The 20689-nt window shown below is 42.4% G+C and carries 22 protein-coding genes; 21 read left to right on the top strand and 1 reads right to left on the bottom strand.

Translation table 11 applies throughout. The features are described 5' to 3' along the window. Nucleotides 1–21 precede the first annotated feature (21 nt). From JOC94_RS16300 to JOC94_RS16240, 13 genes are all read left to right on the top strand, one after another. Complete coding sequence (locus tag JOC94_RS16300) at nt 22–1707, top strand: formate--tetrahydrofolate ligase (RefSeq protein ID WP_077113368.1); 1686 nt, start codon at nt 22–24, stop codon at nt 1705–1707. Between the two features lie 459 nt (nt 1708–2166). After that, nucleotides 2167–4059 carry an ABC-F family ATP-binding cassette domain-containing protein gene (locus JOC94_RS16295; protein ID WP_077113517.1) on the top strand — a complete coding sequence of 631 codons (1893 nt, stop codon included), beginning with the start codon at nt 2167–2169 and terminating at the stop codon, nt 4057–4059. Nucleotides 4060–4082: 23 nt separating this feature from the next. After that, entirely contained in the window at nt 4083–5216 is a 1134-nt protein-coding gene (locus JOC94_RS16290) for a conserved virulence factor C family protein (RefSeq protein WP_077113369.1), read from the top strand. 27 nt (nt 5217–5243) lie between these two features. Continuing rightward, a complete protein-coding gene (locus JOC94_RS16285; protein WP_077113370.1) occupies nt 5244–5681 on the top strand; it encodes a BrxA/BrxB family bacilliredoxin in 438 nt (145 codons plus the stop codon). Between the two features lie 1231 nt (nt 5682–6912). Then, entirely contained in the window at nt 6913–7707 is a 795-nt protein-coding gene (locus tag JOC94_RS16280; RefSeq protein WP_077113371.1) for a thymidylate synthase, read from the top strand. Beyond that, the gene (locus JOC94_RS16275) at nt 7704–8189 is read left to right on the top strand and encodes a dihydrofolate reductase (RefSeq protein ID WP_077113372.1); all 486 of its coding nucleotides are present in this window, start codon (nt 7704–7706) and stop codon (nt 8187–8189) included. Before JOC94_RS16280 ends, JOC94_RS16275 begins: the two co-directional genes overlap by 4 nt. 523 nt (nt 8190–8712) lie before the next feature. Beyond that, on the top strand, nt 8713–9495 hold the full coding sequence (locus JOC94_RS16270) for an SGNH/GDSL hydrolase family protein (RefSeq protein ID WP_077113373.1): 783 nt from the start codon (nt 8713–8715) through the stop codon (nt 9493–9495). 14 nt (nt 9496–9509) lie between these two features. Then, nucleotides 9510–10100, top strand: coding sequence for a YpmS family protein (locus JOC94_RS16265; protein ID WP_077113374.1), 591 nt, complete (start codon nt 9510–9512; stop codon nt 10098–10100). Nucleotides 10101–10135: 35 nt separating this feature from the next. Further along, entirely contained in the window at nt 10136–10681 is a 546-nt protein-coding gene (gene msrA, locus JOC94_RS16260) for a peptide-methionine (S)-S-oxide reductase MsrA (protein WP_077113375.1), read from the top strand. Beyond that, nucleotides 10668–11093: a peptide-methionine (R)-S-oxide reductase MsrB gene (msrB, locus tag JOC94_RS16255; protein ID WP_077113376.1), complete on the top strand. Its 426-nt coding sequence runs from the start codon at nt 10668–10670 to the stop codon at nt 11091–11093. The genes msrA and msrB overlap by 14 nt, the downstream gene beginning before the upstream one ends. Before the next feature lie 102 nt (nt 11094–11195). Then, nucleotides 11196–11336 (top strand): YjcZ family sporulation protein, encoded by a 141-nt coding sequence (locus JOC94_RS16250; protein WP_077113377.1) that lies wholly within the window; start codon nt 11196–11198, stop codon nt 11334–11336. A 251-nt stretch (nt 11337–11587) separates the two neighbouring features. After that, nucleotides 11588–11830 carry a YozE family protein gene (locus JOC94_RS16245; RefSeq protein ID WP_077113378.1) on the top strand — a complete coding sequence of 81 codons (243 nt, stop codon included), beginning with the start codon at nt 11588–11590 and terminating at the stop codon, nt 11828–11830. Between the two features lie 18 nt (nt 11831–11848). Then, complete coding sequence (locus JOC94_RS16240) at nt 11849–12019, top strand: YozD family protein (protein WP_077113379.1); 171 nt, start codon at nt 11849–11851, stop codon at nt 12017–12019. 902 nt (nt 12020–12921) lie between these two features. On the opposite strand, the gene JOC94_RS16235 is transcribed toward JOC94_RS16240, so the two are convergent. Beyond that, nucleotides 12922–14304, bottom strand: coding sequence for an amidase (locus JOC94_RS16235; RefSeq protein WP_077113380.1), 1383 nt, complete (start codon nt 14302–14304; stop codon nt 12922–12924). Nucleotides 14305–14452: 148 nt separating this feature from the next. Here JOC94_RS16235 and JOC94_RS16230 point away from each other — a divergent pair, with 148 nt between their 5' ends. The 8 genes from JOC94_RS16230 to paaC all read left to right on the top strand — a co-directional run bounded on the left by JOC94_RS16230 (nt 14453) and on the right by paaC (nt 20677). Then, nucleotides 14453–14902: a PaaI family thioesterase gene (locus JOC94_RS16230; RefSeq protein WP_077113381.1), complete on the top strand. Its 450-nt coding sequence runs from the start codon at nt 14453–14455 to the stop codon at nt 14900–14902. A 138-nt stretch (nt 14903–15040) separates the two neighbouring features. Beyond that, nucleotides 15041–15385, top strand: a complete 345-nt coding sequence (locus JOC94_RS16225) for a hotdog domain-containing protein (protein WP_321189694.1) — start codon at nt 15041–15043, stop codon at nt 15383–15385. A gap of 437 nt (nt 15386–15822) precedes the next feature. After that, nucleotides 15823–17154 carry a phenylacetate--CoA ligase family protein gene (locus JOC94_RS16220; RefSeq protein ID WP_077113382.1) on the top strand — a complete coding sequence of 444 codons (1332 nt, stop codon included), beginning with the start codon at nt 15823–15825 and terminating at the stop codon, nt 17152–17154. A gap of 23 nt (nt 17155–17177) precedes the next feature. Next, nucleotides 17178–18191 carry an NAD(P)/FAD-dependent oxidoreductase gene (locus JOC94_RS16215; protein ID WP_077113383.1) on the top strand — a complete coding sequence of 338 codons (1014 nt, stop codon included), beginning with the start codon at nt 17178–17180 and terminating at the stop codon, nt 18189–18191. Between the two features lie 16 nt (nt 18192–18207). Then, entirely contained in the window at nt 18208–18456 is a 249-nt protein-coding gene (locus JOC94_RS16210; RefSeq protein WP_077113384.1) for a ferredoxin, read from the top strand. Nucleotides 18457–18552: 96 nt separating this feature from the next. Next, the gene (paaA, locus tag JOC94_RS16205; RefSeq protein WP_077113385.1) at nt 18553–19509 is read left to right on the top strand and encodes a 1,2-phenylacetyl-CoA epoxidase subunit PaaA; all 957 of its coding nucleotides are present in this window, start codon (nt 18553–18555) and stop codon (nt 19507–19509) included. Nucleotides 19510–19520: 11 nt separating this feature from the next. Further along, on the top strand, nt 19521–19874 hold the full coding sequence (gene paaB, locus JOC94_RS16200; protein WP_077113386.1) for a 1,2-phenylacetyl-CoA epoxidase subunit PaaB: 354 nt from the start codon (nt 19521–19523) through the stop codon (nt 19872–19874). Nucleotides 19875–19885: 11 nt separating this feature from the next. Next, complete coding sequence (gene paaC, locus JOC94_RS16195) at nt 19886–20677, top strand: 1,2-phenylacetyl-CoA epoxidase subunit PaaC (protein WP_077113518.1); 792 nt, start codon at nt 19886–19888, stop codon at nt 20675–20677. The last annotated feature ends 12 nt before the right edge of the window (nt 20678–20689 follow it).

Raw genomic sequence — 20689 nt, 5'->3', positions numbered from 1 at the left:
ACAGGGAGGTTACATTTATATATGGATGAGAAAAAACCGTTAAGCGACATTGAAATAGCCCAAAGTTCGAAATTGGATCCCATCCTCGAAATTGCCGAAAAAGTCAGCCTTACTGAGGACGATATGGAGTTATACGGGAAATTTAAAGCGAAAATTTCTTATGAAAAGATGAGGGAGCTGGAACAACAAAAAAACGGAAAGGTTATTTTGGTCACTTCAATCAATCCGACCCCCGCCGGTGAAGGCAAGTCTACTGTAACAGTTGGTTTGGGTGATGCTTTGTCAAGACTGGGAAAAAAAACAATGATTGCGTTAAGAGAACCTTCCCTTGGTCCTACGATGGGCATCAAAGGCGGTGCAACCGGGGGCGGGTATGCACAGGTACTGCCGATGGAGGATATCAACCTGCATTTTACCGGTGACCTGCACGCTATCACCACTGCCAATAATGCACTGGCTGCGCTGTTAGATAACCATATGCACCAAGGGAATGAGTTGCGGATTGACCAGAGGAGAATCGTTTGGAAGAGAGCTGTCGATTTAAATGACCGGGCTTTGAGGGAAGTGGTCGTTGGATTGGGCGGTCCGGGTCAAGGAATCCCTCGTGAAGATGGTTTTGACATTACTGTCGCTTCGGAGATTATGGCGGTTTTATGCCTAGCGACGGACTTGGATGATTTGAAGCGCAGGTTGTCTAGCATGGTCATTGCATATGACTTTGACCGCAAACCTGTGACCGTAAGAGATCTTGGAGGTGAAGGGGCGCTTGCGCTCTTACTGAAAGATGCCTTAAAACCAAATCTGGTTCAAACGATTGAACATACACCGGCCATTATTCATGGTGGTCCGTTCGCCAATATCGCACACGGGTGCAACAGCGTAATGGCGACAAAAACTGCGGCAAAACTTGCCGACTTTGTGGTAACGGAAGCAGGCTTCGGCGCTGATCTTGGAGCGGAGAAATTTCTTCACATCAAATCAAGAAGTGCAGGTGTTGAACCCTCGGCAGTGGTTATCGTTGCGACGATCCGCGCATTAAAGATGCATGGCGGCGTTCCAAAGGACGAGTTAAAGCATGAAAACATTACGGGTCTTAAAAAAGGACTGGAGAACTTGAAAAAACATACAGAAACCATCTCCGAATTCGGCTTGCCTTTTGTCGTTGCCATCAACCGGTTTGCCGCTGACTCCGAATCCGAAATTCAAGTTTTGCAAGAATGGTGTGCAAGCAACTCCATTCCCGTTTCCTTAACAGAGGTTTGGGCGAAAGGCGGATCTGGCGGCATCGATCTGGCGGAGAAAGTATTACATGAAATGGAAACAAATGAGCGGAAGTTTCAATATTTGTATGACATGACTGCTCCGCTGGACGAAAAAATCAGAACAATAGTCCAAAAAGTTTATGGCGGAAAAGATGTGGAATTCTCCGTTAAGGCCCTTAAACAGCTAGAGGAATTTGCGGAAAATGGATGGGGCGATTTGCCTGTCTGCATGGCGAAAACTCAATATTCACTATCCGATGACCCTGCCAAACTGGGCAGGCCTACTGACTTTACAATTCATGTAAGAGAACTGAAGCCGAAGATTGGTGCGGGATTTATTGTGGCTTTGACTGGGGAAATGATGACAATGCCCGGCCTTCCAAAAAAACCGGCTGCGTATCAAATGAATGTCGATGAACAAGGAAGAGCTCTCGGGTTGTTTTAAAAATCAATTGGGCACGTACCGCATCGCTGGTCGTGCCCAATTTTATCCAACGTTAATTGCAGTAAAACCCTTGGTCTAAAAAAGGGTTGTCCTGGAACAACTGCCACCTAAACGCCCGATCGGATCAACTAACAATCAGCGGGAAAAAAGTCCCCGTCTCTTGAAAATTTTGTCTGATCCCCGTTAACTGGCGGCAAGACTCTCGCTCTGACAAGGATTGGCTGGAGGGAACTTCCAGTAACCGCCCGATTGACGGGGTAACAAGGAGAAGAAGCATTTGGAAGCAGCACAGCGCATGTTTTTATAGGTATTTATAGAATAAGCGAAACGAAAGGGAGTAGCTGCCTGAGCTTGCCAACAGGATATGCGAGCTTAGGCTTTATTTGCTTCTAATTAGCGGTTACAAAAACCTCTCCTGCTTACAGTTTCGCCTTATATAGGAGAATGGACTGGTTATTTATGAAAGTTTTTTCGGCAAAAAGAATTTCTAAAACTTATGGAGAAAAAGATGTATTTGTAGACCTTGACTTTCATATTCAAGAAAAAGACAAGATCGGTATCGTAGGGGTAAATGGTACGGGAAAATCAAGCCTTCTTAGAGTAATCGCAGGGGTGGAAGAACCTGATACAGGTTCTTTCGCATCTCCGAAAGATTATACGGTCGGTTATTTGGCCCAAGTCCCGGAGCTGGATGATCATTTAACTGTCCTGGAAATTGTGTTTCAGGGGAAATCCAGCCTTATGGAGCTTGTCAAGGAATATGAAGAAGTACTTGCCAAATTGGACAAAAACCCGAAAAACGAACTATATCAGCAACAATTATTTGACTTACAACGGAAAATGGATGCCGAAAACGCATGGGACGCGGTGACGAATGCGGAAACGATTTTATCGAAACTGGGCTTTGCCAACGTCAATGAAAAAGCAGCCTATTTATCGGGAGGTCAAAGGAAACGTGCGGCACTGGCTCAAGTTCTTGTAGACACGCCGGACTTGCTGTTGCTGGACGAACCCACAAACCATCTGGACTATGGAAGCATTCAGTGGCTGGAAGAATATTTGCGAAAATACGATAAGGCATTTGTTGTCGTGTCTCATGACCGTTATTTTTTAGATAGGGTTACAAACCGGATGGCCGAACTTCATGATGGAAACATATATTTTTATGATGGAAATTATCAGTCATATATTGAGGCAAAAGCCCTCCGGGAAGAAGAAGAAATGTTGGCGGAAAAAAAGCGCCGAAATATGTATCGCAGAGAATTGGAATGGATTAAACGCGGGGCGAAAGCGAGATCGACCAAACAAAAAGCAAGAATTCAACGGTTTGAACAGTTGGAAGCGAAGTTGGGGGGATTTTCAACGGGAGAAAATCCTGATATCACGATCGGCAGTTCCCGGCTTGGAAAAAAAGTATTTGAATTCATGAATGCTTCTAAGTCTTTTGATCATAAAACAATTATGTCCGAGTTCAACTGGATCGTAAAACCAGGGGACCGCATCGGCATTGTCGGCGAGAACGGAAGCGGAAAATCCACATTTCTGAATATACTAGCCGGCGAGACAGTTCTTGACACGGGAACGCTTGATATCGGTCCAACCGTCAAAACAGCTTATTACAGGCAAACGAACGAGGACATGAACGGCGACCAAAGAATGATTGCTTATATACAAGAGCTCGGGAATGAGATTGAAACATCTTCGGGAGATGTTCTTTCAGCGGCACAAATGCTCGAACGGTTTCTTTTTCCGAAGCACACACACGGTACACTGATCAGGAAGCTGTCCGGTGGAGAAAAGCGCCGCTTATACTTATTGAGACTGCTTATGTCTAAGCCGAACGTTTTACTGCTTGATGAACCTACAAATGATCTCGATACTGAAACATTGACTGTGTTGGAAGACTTTATAGAAGAATTTCGAGGTGTAGTGATTTCTGTTTCACACGACCGATATTTTCTGGACAAAACAGCTAAGGAACTGCTTGTTTTTCATGGGAACGGCCGTATTGACCATTACTACGGCAGTTTTACCGACTATATTGAAGAGAAAAAAGAACAACTAGCGGAAGTTCCAGTTGACCGCAAAGTGGAAAGCAAAAAAGAAGCTACTTTACTTGCATCAAAGAAGAAAATGACTTATAAAGAGAAAAAAGAATGGGAAACCATTGAAAAAGACATTGAACAAGTAGAAGAAAAACTGGAAGTACTGCAACAGGAGCTAAACGACACTGGCAGCGATTTTGAACGGGCCCAGGAAATCATGGAAAAGATTCAGAATGAAAGTGCCAATCTGGAACATTTGATTGAAAGGTGGACATATTTGTCTGAACTGGACAATGAAAGCTTTTAATGAAATGATGAAAGGGGATTGCCGTGAGAATTAAAACGATTGAACCGACACCAAGCCCGAATACAATGAAAGTGATTTTAGATGAGGAATTGGCAGCGGGGGTAAGCAATAATTATAAGAAAGAACATGTCGACCAAGCCCCGCCCTATATTCAATCCATTTTGCAAATAGATGGCGTAAAAGGCGTATACCATGTTGCAGATTTTTTAGCTGTTGAAAGGCATGGAAAGTATTCATGGGAAGAGATACTGCCGAAAGTCCGCGAAATTTTCGGAGAAGAAGACAATGGCATGGAAACAGAACAGGGAAAAGTGGATGAGCACTTTGGAGAAGTCGATGTAAAGGTGCAGCTATTTAAAAACATTCCGATCCAGGTTAAATTGACGACTGGGACAGAGGAAAAGCGATTTGGGTTGCCTGACAGATTTATAAAGGCCATGGAGGCTGCCCAGCTTGAGGGAGAGAACTATGTTCTTTTGCGAAAATGGAAAGATATGGGCGTACGTTATGGAGAACTTGATGAAATCGGTATGCAAGTAGTGGAAGAGTTAGGTGCAGCCTATCCTGAAGATCGGCTTAAGCAACTTGTCGACAGAGCCTTGAAAAATGAAGTGGACAGTCCCTCACAGACAAAAAAATATTTGAAATTGACAGAAGAGATGCTTGACAACCCTGATTGGCGGAAAAGGTATCAGCTGTTGGAGCAAATGGAAAACCCGACGCTTGAGGATCTCCCCGTTTTGGAAAAAGCTCTTCATGATGAAAAATCATCTATCCGCAGGCTCGCGGTCGTTTATCTTGGCATGATCGAAGACCGAAAGGTATTGCCCTTGTTGTATAAGGGTTTAAAAGATCAGACGGTTACCGTACGCAGGACAGCTGGGGACTGCCTGTCTGATCTTGGTTTTCCCGAAGCCATGGAAGAAATGAGCAAGGCATTGGAAGACAAAAGTAAAATTGTCCGCTGGCGCGCCGCCATGTTTTTATATGAAGTGGGAGATGAACGTGTCCTCCCGGCATTAAAAGCGGCAGAGAACGATCCGGAATTTGAAGTCAGACTGCAAATCAAAATGGCGATCGAGCGGATCGAAGGCGGCGAGGAAGCAAAAGGTTCTGTATGGAAACAAATGACTGAAGCCAGAAAGCAAAAAAATTGAATAAATAACAGGAACGGAGGTATTCCGATGTCGATGGCATATGAGGAATATATGAGGCAAGTTGTAAAACCGATGAGGGAAGAGCTTGTTCACGCTCAATTCAAAGAACTCCTTACCCCCGAGGATGTGGAAAACTTTATGAACGAGGTCACAGGCACGACATTTGTCGTTGTCAATTCCGTATGTGGATGTGCGGCGGGGCTAGCCAGGCCGGCGGCCATTCAGGCTGTTCAGGCAAGTGAAAAGAAGCCGGACAATTTGGTGACCGTTTTTGCCGGCCAGGAAAGGGAAGCGACAGCCAAAATGCGTGAATATTTTACGGGCTATGAGCCGTCATCTCCTTCAATGGCCCTTTTACAAGGAAAGGAAATCGTCTTTTTTATACCACGTGAGCAAATTGAAGACAATGAAATGGAACAGATTGTACAAGAATTAACATCCGCATTTGAAAAATATTGTTCTTAAAAAAAAACAGGGTTTTGGGCAGAAATTGCCCAAAACCCTAATCTGCAATGGCTAAATAAACGAAGAAGCCGATCATTACAAAACAGCCTATATAGATAAGTGCAGTCACTTCTACTCCTCCTTTAGTCAAAGCAATAATCATATTATACCTTATCATAAAATTTTTTCCATTTTTATTTCAATTGTTTGAGGATCCATATCCTTGTTTGAACATTGTCTTCACCCTCATCGCACAGGTTTGAAATGATCTTATTTAGCCCTATGATATGGTATAATAAGATACGTTTTTCACTGTTTATATGGAGAAGTGGAGGCGAGCCGATGCTTTCTTTCAATCTACCTCTTTATATTTCCAGGCAGAGGAGCTTTGTGTGGGGGGAAGGGAGCGAAGTTTGCTAGACGCTCGGTGCTGAAGCTAGACAACGATAAATGATTCAGCAGCACTTTCCATGAGTCCGTGGATGAAATAGGGAACTTCGATTCTGGGACTTTTAGTTAAAAAAATAGAAATGTCAATGTGCATAAAATATAGGGCTTAGACTTTGGTGCGGACCCCAAGCGAACATAAAATCTCTAGGGGACCCGCACCAAAAAAGCCAGTATAATGCGGAAATATATGGTAAAATTGAAGAGAACGCAGGCGAACTACCCCAACAAACAGGCTATTTTGCTAGATTTAGAGGTCAATTTTCCATTTATTAGGGGATTTTCGCTGTCGCACTCTATATGAGTGCGTGAATTGAAAAATTTGTGGACTCCTCCGTTTTCGTGATATAATATGTCGCACTCTGCTGGATAGAAGTCTCTATATCTGCCAGTTTACTTCGTCCGAATATTACATATAAAAGTGATTTTTTCTTGCCTTTGGATAAAGGCTAAGATGGAAAGCGTCCTGCCTCTGTTGGTAAGCCTAGGCCAGTCAGGCACTCGAAGTTTATCTTTTTTTCTTGAGGTGCAATGCTGCCGGACTTCCTTACTCTATCGCTTTGTTTGCGAAGGTATACCTTGCGGCAGCATCTTTGTGACCGTCATCTTTGAAACAGTGCTGTCGCTTATTCCTTGCCCTATCGGCCTAAGCCAATCGGGCTTTTTACAGGTAGTTACACGCTGAGGCAAGCCCTTCTAAAGCGGTTGTCCTCCTTTTGAGTTAATGAGGAATAAAAGTAGTGAGAGTGGGGAAAAGTCCGCTCCCATCATGTATGAATCATTTTAGCGGAAGGGATGTATTTTTATGGAACAATATTTGAAGTTGTGTAAAGAGGTCCTTGAAAAAGGGGTACATAAAAATGATCGGACCGGTACAGGAACCATTAGCCTATTTGGTTATCAAATGAGGTTTGATTTGCAGAAGGGCTTTCCGTTGTTAACGACCAAAAAGCTTCATACGAAGTCCATTATTCACGAGCTGCTTTGGTTTTTGGCCGGCGATACAAACATTGCTTATTTGCAAGAGCACGGGGTTCGAATTTGGAACGAATGGGCCGACGAAGAGGGAAACTTGGGTCCTGTATACGGAAAACAGTGGCGTTCCTGGGAAACGGCAGACGGCCGAACGATTGACCAAATCAAGGATGTGCTCCACCAAATTAAAAAAAATCCGGATTCCAGGCGCCTCATTGTCAACGCGTGGAATGTTGGCGATATTGATAAGATGGCGCTTCCCCCATGCCATTGCTTATTCCAGTTTAATGTAAGCAACGGAAAATTGTCCTGTCAGCTCTATCAGCGTTCGGCGGATATTTTTCTCGGTGTCCCGTTTAATATTGCTTCCTATGCATTGTTAACGTTGATGATGGCTCAAGTCTGTGACCTGGAACCCGGTGAATTTGTGCATACATTTGGTGATGCCCATATTTATCAGAACCATATTGAACAGGTAAAGCTTCAGATGTCACGTGATCCCCGGCCATTGCCTACAATGAAAATCAATCCAGATGTAAAAGATTTGTTCTCTTTCACATTTGAAGATTTTCAATTGGAAGGATATGACCCGCATCCTCATATAAAAGGGGTGGTAAGTGTATGATCTCTTTTCTATGGGCGGAAGACGAAAATGGATTAATAGGAAAAAACAATGAACTGCCATGGCGTTTGCCGGCGGATTTAAAGTATTTTAAAGAAACAACGATGGGGCATCCGATCGTGATGGGGAGAAAGACGTTTGAATCGATTGGAAAACCCCTTCCCGGAAGAAAAAGCATTATTTTAACGCGGGACAAGACATTTCAAGCGGAAGATTGTCTTGTTTTTCACTCAAAGGACGAGTTGCTTGAGTGGATTGAACAATATGATTCTGAAGTCTTTATTACAGGTGGATCAGAAATATTTCGCCTTTTTTTAGATGAAGTTGACCGTTTATATGTAACAAAAATCCATTGTCAATTTGAAGGGGATACGTACTTTCCAGATGTCAACTGGGACGAATGGCGCCTCGTTTCGACAAAACCAGGGCCAAAAAACGAGAAAAATCCCTATGATTATGAATTTCTCATATATGAACGAAGCTAATATAGGGCTGTCTAAAAAGTCCCCTTAGAGTAAATGCACAAAAATAAAAAACCCAAGAATGTTGATTTTACGGCAATCTTGGGTTTGCTTTTTTTAATTTTAAGCTGAAATATTACTTTTCGGACAGTTTCATCTCCAATTAGAAAATACTGTCAGATTATTATGTCATAGGGATAGACCACAAATTCTCATTTTACAAATGTTTCCAATCATCAGCAGCCGTACACGAAGAGTAGAGCGGATTTTCATATTATGCCGAATAGGAGGCGATCATATAATTGATCGTCTTTTTTTCACGTTGGAAAAAACGGCGACGTATGTATGATCTTTGTCATAAGTTTCAAGAATTACTTTTCCATCATAAAATGAGTGTCAGAGCTTTGTTGTGGTGGTTGAAAAGCTGACTCCTCACTGCTTATCAACGGTTAGCTTCATAACGGCAAGATGTTTTTGTCAAGCTTTTCATCGCATTCAGCATATCATGTTATAATAAGAACACCAAAAAAAGAGAGTGAATCTTAAGATGAAAAAACACGTTCTTTTCATTTTGTCGCTAGTTTTGATCGTAGCTGGTTGTTCAGCCCCATATAAGGAATTCAGTGAAAAGGAAATTCGGATGGAGGCGAAGGGAGCTCCGCCTGAAGACTTTATCCCGAAAAATATAAAAGTGGTTTCCATTGGTGACTCTTTAACCCAAGGTGTGGGCTCCGGAGAGAATGTGAATGGATATATTCATTTTTTAAAGAAGGATATTGAACAATTAAAAGGAATTAAACATGCTGAATTTCAAAACTTCGGGGTAAAAGGAAACAGAACGGATCAATTGTTAAAGCGGCTGAAAAATCCAGCGATCAAATACAACATCCAAGAAGCTGAAGCGGTGATTATTACAATTGGCGGCAATGACATTATGCAAGTGATAAAAGACAATTTATTGGGACTCAAGGTCGATACATTTTCATTGGCAGAAACCGGATATCGCAACAGACTGCAGGAAATTTTAATGACCGTAAGGGAATATAACAGTACGGCAGCCATTATTCTTGTTGGAATCTATAACCCGTTTATAAAATGGTTTTCGGATATGAAAGAAATGGATATGGTTGTGAAAAATTGGAATAATGTGAGTGCTGAAACGGTTGCCAATTATGATAACGCCTTGTTTGTCCCAGTAGACGATATATTTAAAAACAATGAAGAAAGCCTTCTATATACAGACTATTTTCATCCCAACAGCCGCGGATATAAAAAAATAGCCAAACGGATTTTTGAATATATGGAGAGAGAAGACTATATTTATCAGTAACGGGGGAGTGAAGCATGGGAAAGAAGAAAAATGTATGGAAATATGCTTTTACTGGATTAATTATATGTAATCTTCTTGTTACAGGCATTCTGTTATGGTTTTTTTTCTCAGGGTCAGACCAGCAAAAAATTCCCCGTAATACTGAGGTAAATGAAAAAACCCATTCCGAATTTATCATATCGGTCCAAAAGGAAGATTTAAACAAACTCATCAACCACTATATTGAAAAAGAAGGCTTAAATGGTCCTATACATTACGGTGTATATTTAACCGATGAGGTCGAACTGTACGGGGAGGTATCGGTCTTTTCCCAAACGCTGCAGCTACAAATGACTTTTGAACCGATAGCGCTGGAGAATGGAGATCTTATATTGAAACAGAAAAATCTATCCCTTGGCGATGTCAAGCTACCCGTTTCATACATATTAAAGTTTATCAGGGATGCTTACAAACTGCCTGAATGGGTGATCATACTTCCGAACGATAAACAAGTGTATGTGGCCTTGCACCGTATGAGGCTTAATAATGACATCCAGGTTCGTGTTCAAGAATTTAATTTGAAAGAAGACCGTATTTCATTAAGAATGCTTGTCCCTTCCGAGTAATAGCCAGTACAATATGGAAAAGGAGGAGTTGCGACATGAAAGTAACATACGAGACAGCAACATTTGCCGGTGGATGTTTCTGGTGTATGGTGAAACCATTTGATGAACTGCCTGGTATCATAAAAGTTGTTTCTGGATATACCGGAGGCACGAAGGAAAATCCGACATATGAAGAAGTATGCTATGGACAAACTGGCCATGTTGAGGCTGTACAAATCACATTTGATTCAGAGAAAATGACGTATAAACAGCTCCTTGATATTTACTGGATGCAAATTGACCCAACAGATGCCGGAGGGCAGTTTTACGATCGGGGGGAATCGTACAAACCAGTGATTTTTTACCACAATAAAGAACAGCGGGAAGTGGCGGAAGCTTCCAAACGGGAATTGAACGAAAGCGGGAAATTTTCAAAGCCCATTGCTGTTGCTATTGAACCCGCGGGTCCATTTTATTCGGCGGAAGAATATCACCAAGACTTTTATAAGAAAAATCCGGAGCGGTACAATGCCTATCAGCACGGTTCAGGTCGGGCCGATTTTATCCTAAAACATTGGGGTGAACGTATTGAAAAAAGATGATTTTCAAAAAAGATTAACGCCTTTACAATTTGAAGTAACGCAAAATAATGGAACGGAACCGCCGTTTCAAAATGAATATTGGGATCATGAAGAAGAAGGAATATATGTAGACATCATTTCGGGGAAACCTTTATTCAGTTCGCATGATAAATATGATGCGGGCTGCGGTTGGCCCAGTTTTACAAAACCGATTGAGGAAAGTGAAATCGTCGAGAAGGAAGATGTAAGCTACGGAATGGTGAGGACGGAAGTACGAAGTAAAACGGCGGACTCCCATTTGGGCCATGTATTTCCCGACGGTCCCGGGCCGGCAGGACTGCGCTATTGCATTAATTCTGCGGCCTTGCGTTTTATACCAAAAGACAAGCTGGAAGAAGAAGGATACGGCGAATATGTAAAGTTGTTTCGATAACTTGAATCATTTTTTTAAATAAATTAGGCAATTGCACATGCGGCCCATTAGACATATACATAGTATATGAACGAAACAACCAATTACTGGGGAGTGAAAATCATGTACTATGGCGGTTGTTACGATTATTGTTATCCGGCATATGGATATGGATATGGCGTTGGAGGATTTGGCGGCGGTTTTGCGCTGATTGTTGTGTTGTTTATTTTACTTGTCATTATTGGAGCATGCTGGTGCTTTTAATGAAAACGACGAGCCCCCGAATAGGGGGTTTATTTCGTGAAAGGATAAGGAAGAACACTGCCAACACATCTGCGTTGTGCCGATTTAAGAAGGTTCATTCGCCACTCGCTAGACGGCCGTTCGGTTGAGTTTTGACGGTGGCCAAGCTTCTTATTCTTTAAATCTGGCGGTCCGAAAACAAAAGTTTTTACTTGTCGCGTTCAATTCGCTATATTATCTGTATACACGACATGCTGGAGAAGGTGCAACCAATGCGGAAATCATTTTTTCACTTTTTGATGAAATATCGGGAAGATAAAACGACGGACGAAATCAGCCGTTTTGCCAATGCGGCCTATCATGATCATAGTTTTCCAAAGCATTCAGAGGATTACGATGAAATCAGCACTTATTTGGAATTAAACGGAAATTATTTGCCAACGATGGTCCTGTTTGACCAGGCTTGGGAGTTATATTTGGAATCAGAGAATCAATCTGGACATAAGCAAATATGACAAAAAGGGGCGAGTTGTATGCATGAAATGGATGTTTTTGTTGATACGGACGAAATAGCTGAATTTTTTTATCAGGAGCTGTTAAGACGGGGCTTCGTTCCCAGAGAAGAAGATATCGCTGAAATAGCAGATATCACTTTTGAATATTTGCTCGCAAAACATATGATTGATGAAGATGTGGATACATAACATCCATTGTTCGCTGATAGAAAAAATGGGGCTGGGCCACAACAAAATCAGCTGATGAAAAAACGAACAATAAAGTGAAACTTCATTAAGTAGGGCTTCTACTGAATGTTAGTTGAACCAATCGGGCATTTAGGTGCCGTTTTCTCCCACTTAGACTTTTTGTATTCACTCATGTTACGGCACCTTACATGCCGGATAAATTGTCCCAGTGTATAATACGCAAGCCTTAAGCGTAGTCAAAATAAGTAGACTCCTGCGGGAATAGCTCGAGCTGAAGATCCCGCAGGAAAGCGAAATATTTTGACGTAGCGATGATAGGGATTTTTTTAACATAAATAAACTGAACAATTATAAATGAATTGTTCGGTTTTTGCTATTTCGTATTTGCTTATGTCCCAGCCTAATTTTTACCCACGCAATGTAAAACGAGAATGGTAAGTGGGAAATTAACTGCCCAGCCAAAACCCGATGTTCAAGCCAGCAGGATAAGAATAATCTTCCATAGAAACCATGTTAAGGATACCAGCCATAAAGGTGGCCGGTAAGGGTGCTACGAAGCGATAGGACAAGAAAGCTTCCATTTCATGAAGAAAAGCATTTGAGGGCGCTGCAGCCTGGGTTTACCTTAGAAATTTACGATCGCTTCTAGGGTAAGGCTCGCCGACTAAGAGCGTGTAATTGCCTGCATGGCCTACATAAGTGAGCGGATTGGAATTCAAATTAGAAAAGTGAGGTACAAAGTTGAGGGGAGTCGCACTCTATATGAGTGCGTGGATTGAAATAAACAATCTGCTATTTCTTTTTTTAAAACCCCTCAAGTTGCACTCTACATGAGTGCGTGGATTGAAATCTTTAAAGCAAATGCTTCTACTGTCGCACTGTTGAAATTTCACTTTATACAGTTATAAACGGGCATGATCCCATTTGGCCATTTTTTGGTTTCTTTCTTTGTAAAATGCGCTTAAATATTGTTGTTCAAATGCTTTTGCTGCTGTTAAGAGTTGTTTTTCCCTGAAATGGCGGCCAATCAACTGTATGCCGATCGGGAGCTTCTCCTTGCTCAGTCCGGCTGGAATCGATAAAGCGGGGTGGCCCGTGACATTAAAATAAGATGTAAATCGGATCATGCAATTAAAAAGCGGCTCAATGTCTCCTTGGATGTTAACCATCTCTTTTCCAATTTCTATGGGCAAGACAGGCAAGGTAGGGGTAACGATCAGATCCACTTCCGTAAAAACATTGTTAAGAGCACTGGCTATTTCTTCTTTTCGTTTCAGTGCGGATATATATTCGAGTGCAGTGATGTTTTTTGCCGCTTCCATTACGAGCCGCACATCGTCACCGTATTTGTCCAAATGCTCTTTTGCCCGTTCTTTATGGACATGTCCCGCTTCCGCCGTGGCAATCGTAAATGCCAAGTCCTCCATTTCCCCAGTGTGAGGAACTTCTACATCTACCAATATTGCCCCGATTGCTTCCAGTTTTTTCAAAACATCTTTATAACATTGTAAAATCTCTGTTTCCATTCGTTCATTAAAGACATGCAACGGTACACCTATCTTAAGTCCGCGGATATTCACCTCATGCTCATTAAATGAATAATGATCCCCCGTTAAAGCTTCGAGGACAATAGATACATCCTCAACTGTCCGGGCAATGGGACCGGAGTGATCCAAATTCCAGGATATTAAAGAGACCCCGGAATGATCTATTAATTGATAGGTTGGTTTTAGGCCGACGAGGCCGCAGCATGAAGCAGGTATCCGGACCGATCCTCCCGTATCTGTCCCGATGGAGATCATACTGGAATCCAGCGCTACCGAAACAGCCGATCCGCCGCTGGAACCGCCGGAAATAAGCTTTGGATTCCACGGATTTCTGGACGGACCGTAAAAAGGGTTGTGATTTGTAATCCCGAATGCGAATTCATGCATATTTGTCTTGCCGATCATCACTGCGCCTTCCTGTCTTAATACTTTCACTGTCTTGGCATCTTGCTCCGGTATAAATTCCCGGTCAATTTGAGAACCGCTGGTGGCAGGGAATCCTTTTACAAAAATATTGTCCTTGTAAGAAACCGGAATCCCCTCCAATTTCCCAGCTTCCCCGCATGTCCATCGCTCCTCGGCAATATGGGCCTGATGGAGCGCCCTTTCTTCCGTAATCGTTATAAAAGCGTTCATTTCTTCCGTTGCTTTTGCTTTTTCGATATACGATTTGGTGATTTCAACCGGAGAAAACTTCTTTTTTCGATAACCATCCAGCAACTCTTGAATAGTAAACATTCTGTACACCTCCTCCAAAAATTGAAAACATCAACCTAACTATATCACATCCATTTTTAAAAAATTTAAAATTGAAAAAACGAATTGATTTAATATAACGAAAAAGTTATAATTCGTTTAAAATATGATATAAAAGGAGCCAGGATACATGATTAAAAAATATAGTGTTACCGATTTACAAAAGGTAGTAACAGAACGTCTAACTCCGCCTCCTTGTGATCAAACAATGCAAATCACGATCCATAGTGCCGAGAACGGAATTGCACGCGGAATATGGCAGGTTGATCGTAAATACATAAATGGACTGGGTGTCGCCATGGGCGGCTTTTTATCCTCGGCCGCAGATATTATGATGGCCTATGCCATATCTTCCTTATTAACAGAAAAAGAGGGTTTTGCATCAATCGACCTTGATACCACTTTCCATCGCCCAGTGTTGGAGGGAGAGGTGGAAATTATTGCCGAAGTGGAGAGGCTCGGGCGCTCCGTTGCATATGTGACAGCCGAATTGAGGCAAAATGGAAAAAAAGCCGCCTCATGTGTTTCATCGCAGTTAATCAATCGTGCTGAATCAGATAGGGGAGGGGCGAATACATGAGAAGATAGACGGCGATCAAGTTTATGACATCTTCTATCAAGAAATCTACGATACGTTAAAAGAGGAACCTTATGCAAATCATCTCGAAATAAAGTTGCAAAAGGAACAGCTTTAGCTACTTTGGATGTTCAAGAACACATGCTAAATACACATGGGACGGTACACGAGGCGGTTATGTTCGCCATCGCTGATTATGTGTCCGCCGCTGCAAGCAATTCATATGGGAAAACATCTGTGACAATGAATTTTATGGCAGCTGCCATAAAGGGGGAGCTGTTACAAGCGGAGGCTCGGGAAGAAAAGCGGACCCATAAGCTTGCTTGGTATAGAATTCACGTAAAAAGCGACGATCATGTCGTTGCTGTGATGGATACGACCACGACCGTTTATCGGAAAAATGATTGTTTTGTCCCGATCGATGAACTGGAAAAGGGAGCCCAGCCCTTAAGAAATGAGTCTGGCTCTTTTTTTCCTCTCCAATAAGCATCTCTTACACATGTACATTCCCCCCTGTCACGCACCATTTATTTGGCTATTTCGAAAAATATAAACATACACCTTCCAATGGCTGGCTAACAAGAGCCAACAGGTAAAATGTTTAACCGTGCCTGTTTTGTCACCCCCGTCTTGCGACCCTATTACAAAACTAAAACGATGACCTTCATATTCAGAGCAGATACCATCATCCATTTTTAATGTAAACAAAATCATTAAAATATTTGTTCACATCTATATAAAAGTGAAATATTCGCTTTCCGAAATACATAAAAAGTGATGAAGTAAAAAAACACTCAATTTTCCGAAAAGATAGTTGACTTTTATGATTATTGATATTACATTAAAACATAACCAATAAGATAAACGTCACATTTTATTTGTTATAGAAAATTCACTATGCAATGTAAATGGAGGGAAAGGGAATGTACAATCCTGAAATGGAAACGCTGTCAAATGAACAAGTGAAAGTACTACAGCTTGGACGTCTCCAGAATACCATTGACAAAGTTTACAGCAATGTGGCATTTTACAAACATCAATTTGATGAGCAGAATATAAAGCCTGAACAGATACAATCACTGGAAGATGTCGCATTGCTTCCTTTTACGACAAAGAAAGATTTGCGGGATCAATATCCATTTGGATTGTTTGCAGAACCCATCGATCATATTGTCCGTCTCCATGCTTCCTCCGGAACGAGCGGAAAGCCGACAGTAGTGGCGTATACAAAAAATGATATAGCCGTTTGGTCGGAACTGATTGCGAGGGCCATTGTGGCCGCCGGAGGCAGAAAAGGGGATGTCTTTCAAAATGCATACGGTTATGGCTTGTTTACGGGCGGTTTAGGGTTGCATTTTGGAGGAGAGGAGCTTGGCTGTGCAGTCGTTCCCATTTCAGGAGGAAATACAGAAAGACAAATTTTAGCTATCCGGGATTTTAAGCCAAGAGGGATTGCCTGTACTCCTTCTTACGGACTGAATATTGCCGAAACTATGAAGGAAATGGGTCTTCATCCAAGTGACAATACACTTGAATATGGGATTTTTGGAGCTGAACCGTGGTCGGAAGAGATGAGGACAGAATTGGAAGAGATGCTCGGTATTAAAGCTGTCGATATATACGGATTGAGCGAAATTATGGGGCCGGGTGTATCCATAGAGTGCCGCGAGGCGCAGGATGGGCTCCATATTGCAGACGATCATTTTCTCGTTGAAGTGATTGATCCGGATACATTGCTGCCTGTAGATGAAGGGCAAGAAGGAGAGCTTGTCTTTACAACATTGACGAAGGAAGCCTTTCCTGTTATTCGCTATCGGACCGGCGATATTGCTTCCATTACCAGGGAAAAGTGCCAATGCGGCAGAACGACAACAAGAATGTCTCGAGTTAAAGGGCGTACAGATGATATGATCATCATCCGCGGCGTCAATGTATTTCCTTCCGAAATCGAACGCGTTCTTCTGCAAATAAAGGGATTGGCGCCACACTATCAAATTCATCTCGTGAAAAATGGCGCACTCGACGGAGCTCAGCTTCATGTTGAAGTAAATGAAGAGTTTTATACAGCAGCAGGCAATGATTTACAATGTGAAAAAATTCATTTGCTTGAACAAAGAATCAAGCATGAATTAAAATCAGCCTGCCTTGTTACGATTCAAACGGTCGTGAATAAACCAAAAAGTTTGCCGCGATCCCAAGGGAAAGCAGTCAGAATTATCGATCATAGAAAGAGCAGTCCCATCATGCTTACTTAAAGGAAAGGAGTGTCGAAAACAGAATGAGCGGTCAAAAGGTGTTTGATATTACAATTATCGGTGGAGGCCCTGCCGGTATGTTTGTCTCTTTTTATGCAGGGCTCCGGAATATGTCCGTTAAAATCATTGAAAGTCTGCCACAGCTTGGCGGCCAGCTGTCTGCTTTATATCCGGAAAAATATATTTATGATGTAGCAGGCTTTCCCAAAATCAAAGGACAGGAGCTTGTTGACAGACTCACTGCCCAAATGCAAATGTTTCCCCACGAAGTCTGTTTAGGCCAATCGGTCCAGACGTTGGAAAAGTTGGGAGACGGCACATTCCTTCTTCAGACAGACAAGGAAACACATTATACGAAAACAGTCGTCATTACCGCCGGCAACGGGGCTTTTCAGCCAAGAAAACTTCCAATTGACAAGGCAATAAAATATGAGGGAAGCAACTTGTATTATTTTGTAGACAATATGAGCCGGTTTGCTGGTAAGAGGGTCATCGTGTTCGGCGGAGGCGATTCTGCGGTTGATTGGTCGTTAATGCTTGAGCCGATTGCGAAAGAAGTAACTATTGTTCACCGAAGAGATCGCTTTAGAGCACATGAACACAGTGTATCACAGCTGTTTGAATCATCCGTCCATGTAATGACTCCATACGTGCCGACTGATTTAGCGGGAAAAGAACAGATTGAGCACGTCATTTTAAGACATGTAGCATCAGGGGAAGAACGGACCGTTGATGTCGATGCAGTGCTTGTTAATTATGGCTTTGTAGCTTCCCTTGGCCCCATTAAAGACTGGGGGATTGAAATTCATAAAAATTCGATCGTGGTCAATTCCAAAATGGAAACAAATATAAAAGGGGTCTATGCCGTTGGCGACATCAACACATATGAAGGGAAGGTAAAATTAATTGCTACAGGATTTGGGGAAGCCCCTATTGCTGTCAGCAATGCCAAAGTATATATTGACCCTTCATCCAAAATTCAACCTATCCATAGTACCACAGTCATGGAGAAATCGAAGAAGAAAGAAACAGTGTAAACCGGAGGTGAAAAGCATGAAAACATACACGAAGGTGGATCAGGACACATGCATAGCTTGCGGCTCGTGCGGAGCATGCGCACCCGACATATTTGATTATGACGATGAGGGATTTGCCTATGTTACCCTGGATCATAATACGGGTACCGCTGCGGTGCCGGAAGAATTGCAGGATGACCTGGAGGACGCTTTGGACGGCTGTCCGACTGACTCCATTAAAGTGGCGGATGCGCCATTTAATGAAGAAGAAGAGAAGGCAGGCTAATAAATAAATAGGAACAACGGAATTTTTTGTTGCTTTCAATATAACGTTATAATAAAATAACGTTAAATATACGTTATATAATGGAGGGTTACGAAGATGTCCAGCCTAACATATATTGATCAAGAATCGGAATCTTATAAATTGGCAAAGTTTATGGAGCGGATTGAAGCAGGGGAGAAAATTGAAGCGGACGATTGGATGCCGGAAGAATACCGGATTGCGTTGATTAAGCTCATCTCCATGCATGGCATCAGCGAAATTATGGGAGCGCTTCCCGAAAAGGAATGGGTGCCAAAAGCCCCCACATTAAGAAGGAAACTTGGCATCATGGCGAAAGTGCAGGATGAAATGGGGCACGGACAGTTGCTTTTACGAGTAGCTGAAGATCTTTTAAAACCGTATGGAAAAAATAGGGATGACTTAATGAAAGATTTATTTTCCGGAAAATTGAAGTTTCATAATGTGTTTCATATGAAAACATATACGTGGGCTGACGCCGGCCTGATTGCCTGGCTTGTGGATGGTGCGGCGATCATTACACAAACAAATATGTTGAATGCCTCGTACGGTCCATATGCCCGGGCTCTACAACGCATTTGTGCGGAGGAAGTATTCCACGCGCAACACGGAGAGGCGATCATTTTGGCTTTGGCAGAAGGAACAGACGAACAGCGGGAAATGATACAAGACGCGCTCAATCGCTGGTGGGACGCTTTATTAATGTTTTTCGGTCCTGCGTCAAAGGAAACGACCGGCTCTTCCAAGCAGGATGTAACAATTCAATATAAGATCCGGACAAAGACGAACGAACAATTAAGGCAAGATTTTTTGAGCAAATATATTCCGAGAATTTTGTCACTCGGACTGACAATCCCTGACCCGAACCTTCATTATGATGAGCAAAATGAAAAGTGGAATTATACGCAGCCTGATTGGAACGAATTCAAGAAAATTATTAAGAACGAAGGCCCAAGATCCAAGGCAAGGCTTAACTTGCGAAAAATATCCTATGAGAATAATGCTTGGGTGCGTGAAGCACTAAGCAATGCATAAGGAGAATAGCCATGAGAAATGAAAAAAAGAAAAGCTTTTATCAGGAATTCGAAGTATTCAGCAAGCGAACGGCGACATCGCCGTTCCAACACCAATTTTGCCTGCTGGCCCCAAACGAAGAAGTAGCCATGGTTATGGCCCAGGAAAACTTTATGAGACGGGAACCGGTGGCAGATATTTGGGTTGTTAACAGAAAGCATATCCGCACACTTCATCCTGAAGAAAAGAGAATGCTGGCCCGCATTGATAATAAAGATTACCGAACAACAAAAGGATACGGCTATTTACGGAAAAAATGGCGTCAATATGAGCAAAAAATGCTTGATGAAAAGGAAATTCTTTCTTGGGGAGGAGACAAAAAGTGACAGGGGCACAAATGAAAGATATGAAAAAAGAGGTGATAGGCGACCTGCTTTTTCAACTGGCCGATGATGACTTTTTAATTGCTTTTCGAGGATCCGAATGGCTGGGACTGGCGCCCCATATTGAGGCGGATGTTGCCTTTTCCTCCATCAGCCAGGATTGCATGGGCCACGCCTCTATGTATTATAGATTGCTAGAAGACCTTGGTTTCGGCAAAGCGGACGACCAGGCCCATTTACGCCCTGCAGAAGAACGCCGGAACAGCATTGTAACAGAGAGAACGAATGGCGAAGGCGATTATATAGAAACACCGAAATATGATTGGGCCTATGCAGTTGTCCGAAACTTCTTTTATACAGCAGCCAAAAAAATCAAGATAGATTCTTTGAGGAAAAGCTCCTATAAACCTTTGGCGGATGCCGCCACTAAAATAAACATGGAGCTATATTATCATCTGCTTCATTGGAAAACATGGTTTGTCCAGCTCATCGACTCTACAGACGATGCCAGAAACAGAATGGAAAATGCGGTGAAATTGGTAGAAAAAGATTTTGGCGACATGTTTCGTTTCGGGACATATGCGAAAGAGATACACAAGCAAAAGCTGATCGAGGAAGGTTCCTTATTGCAGGAAAAATGGCAGGGTGAAATGGTAAAAGTATATACATCTATTGGAATGGACCCTCCCAAAATTTCTCTTAAAGTCGAACGGGACGGCCGGTTGGGAGAACATACGAAAGATTTGGAAACAGCTTTGGAGACGCTTTCGGCAGTTTATCGGATGGACACTGCAGCCTCATGGTAAAACAATAAGGAG

Source organism: Siminovitchia thermophila (genome assembly GCF_016909185.1).
Classification (GTDB): Bacteria; Bacillota; Bacilli; order Bacillales; family Bacillaceae_C; genus Siminovitchia; species Siminovitchia thermophila.
Note: the sequence above shows the minus strand (reverse complement) of the source record. Positions and strands in the feature narration are given on the sequence as shown.

What these genes read in the sequence shown, in the direction of transcription:
- JOC94_RS16300 (WP_077113368.1), top strand. Translation starts at nt 22, where the DNA reads ATGGATGAGAAAAAACCGTTAAGCGACATTGAAATAGCCCAAAGTTCG.
- JOC94_RS16295 (WP_077113517.1), top strand. Translation starts at nt 2,167, where the DNA reads ATGAAAGTTTTTTCGGCAAAAAGAATTTCTAAAACTTATGGAGAAAAA.
- JOC94_RS16285 (WP_077113370.1), top strand. Translation starts at nt 5,244, where the DNA reads ATGTCGATGGCATATGAGGAATATATGAGGCAAGTTGTAAAACCGATG.
- JOC94_RS16280 (WP_077113371.1), top strand. Translation starts at nt 6,913, where the DNA reads ATGGAACAATATTTGAAGTTGTGTAAAGAGGTCCTTGAAAAAGGGGTA.
- JOC94_RS16275 (WP_077113372.1), top strand. Translation starts at nt 7,704, where the DNA reads ATGATCTCTTTTCTATGGGCGGAAGACGAAAATGGATTAATAGGAAAA.
- JOC94_RS16270 (WP_077113373.1), top strand. Translation starts at nt 8,713, where the DNA reads ATGAAAAAACACGTTCTTTTCATTTTGTCGCTAGTTTTGATCGTAGCT.
- JOC94_RS16265 (WP_077113374.1), top strand. Translation starts at nt 9,510, where the DNA reads ATGGGAAAGAAGAAAAATGTATGGAAATATGCTTTTACTGGATTAATT.
- msrA (WP_077113375.1), top strand. Translation starts at nt 10,136, where the DNA reads ATGAAAGTAACATACGAGACAGCAACATTTGCCGGTGGATGTTTCTGG.
- JOC94_RS16250 (WP_077113377.1), top strand. Translation starts at nt 11,196, where the DNA reads ATGTACTATGGCGGTTGTTACGATTATTGTTATCCGGCATATGGATAT.
- JOC94_RS16245 (WP_077113378.1), top strand. Translation starts at nt 11,588, where the DNA reads ATGCGGAAATCATTTTTTCACTTTTTGATGAAATATCGGGAAGATAAA.
- JOC94_RS16240 (WP_077113379.1), top strand. Translation starts at nt 11,849, where the DNA reads ATGCATGAAATGGATGTTTTTGTTGATACGGACGAAATAGCTGAATTT.
- JOC94_RS16235 (WP_077113380.1), bottom strand. Translation starts at nt 14,304, where the DNA reads ATGTTTACTATTCAAGAGTTGCTGGATGGTTATCGAAAAAAGAAGTTT.
- JOC94_RS16230 (WP_077113381.1), top strand. Translation starts at nt 14,453, where the DNA reads ATGATTAAAAAATATAGTGTTACCGATTTACAAAAGGTAGTAACAGAA.
- JOC94_RS16225 (WP_321189694.1), top strand. Translation starts at nt 15,041, where the DNA reads ATGCTAAATACACATGGGACGGTACACGAGGCGGTTATGTTCGCCATC.
- JOC94_RS16220 (WP_077113382.1), top strand. Translation starts at nt 15,823, where the DNA reads ATGTACAATCCTGAAATGGAAACGCTGTCAAATGAACAAGTGAAAGTA.
- JOC94_RS16215 (WP_077113383.1), top strand. Translation starts at nt 17,178, where the DNA reads ATGAGCGGTCAAAAGGTGTTTGATATTACAATTATCGGTGGAGGCCCT.
- JOC94_RS16210 (WP_077113384.1), top strand. Translation starts at nt 18,208, where the DNA reads ATGAAAACATACACGAAGGTGGATCAGGACACATGCATAGCTTGCGGC.
- paaA (WP_077113385.1), top strand. Translation starts at nt 18,553, where the DNA reads ATGTCCAGCCTAACATATATTGATCAAGAATCGGAATCTTATAAATTG.
- paaB (WP_077113386.1), top strand. Translation starts at nt 19,521, where the DNA reads ATGAGAAATGAAAAAAAGAAAAGCTTTTATCAGGAATTCGAAGTATTC.
- paaC (WP_077113518.1), top strand. Translation starts at nt 19,886, where the DNA reads ATGAAAGATATGAAAAAAGAGGTGATAGGCGACCTGCTTTTTCAACTG.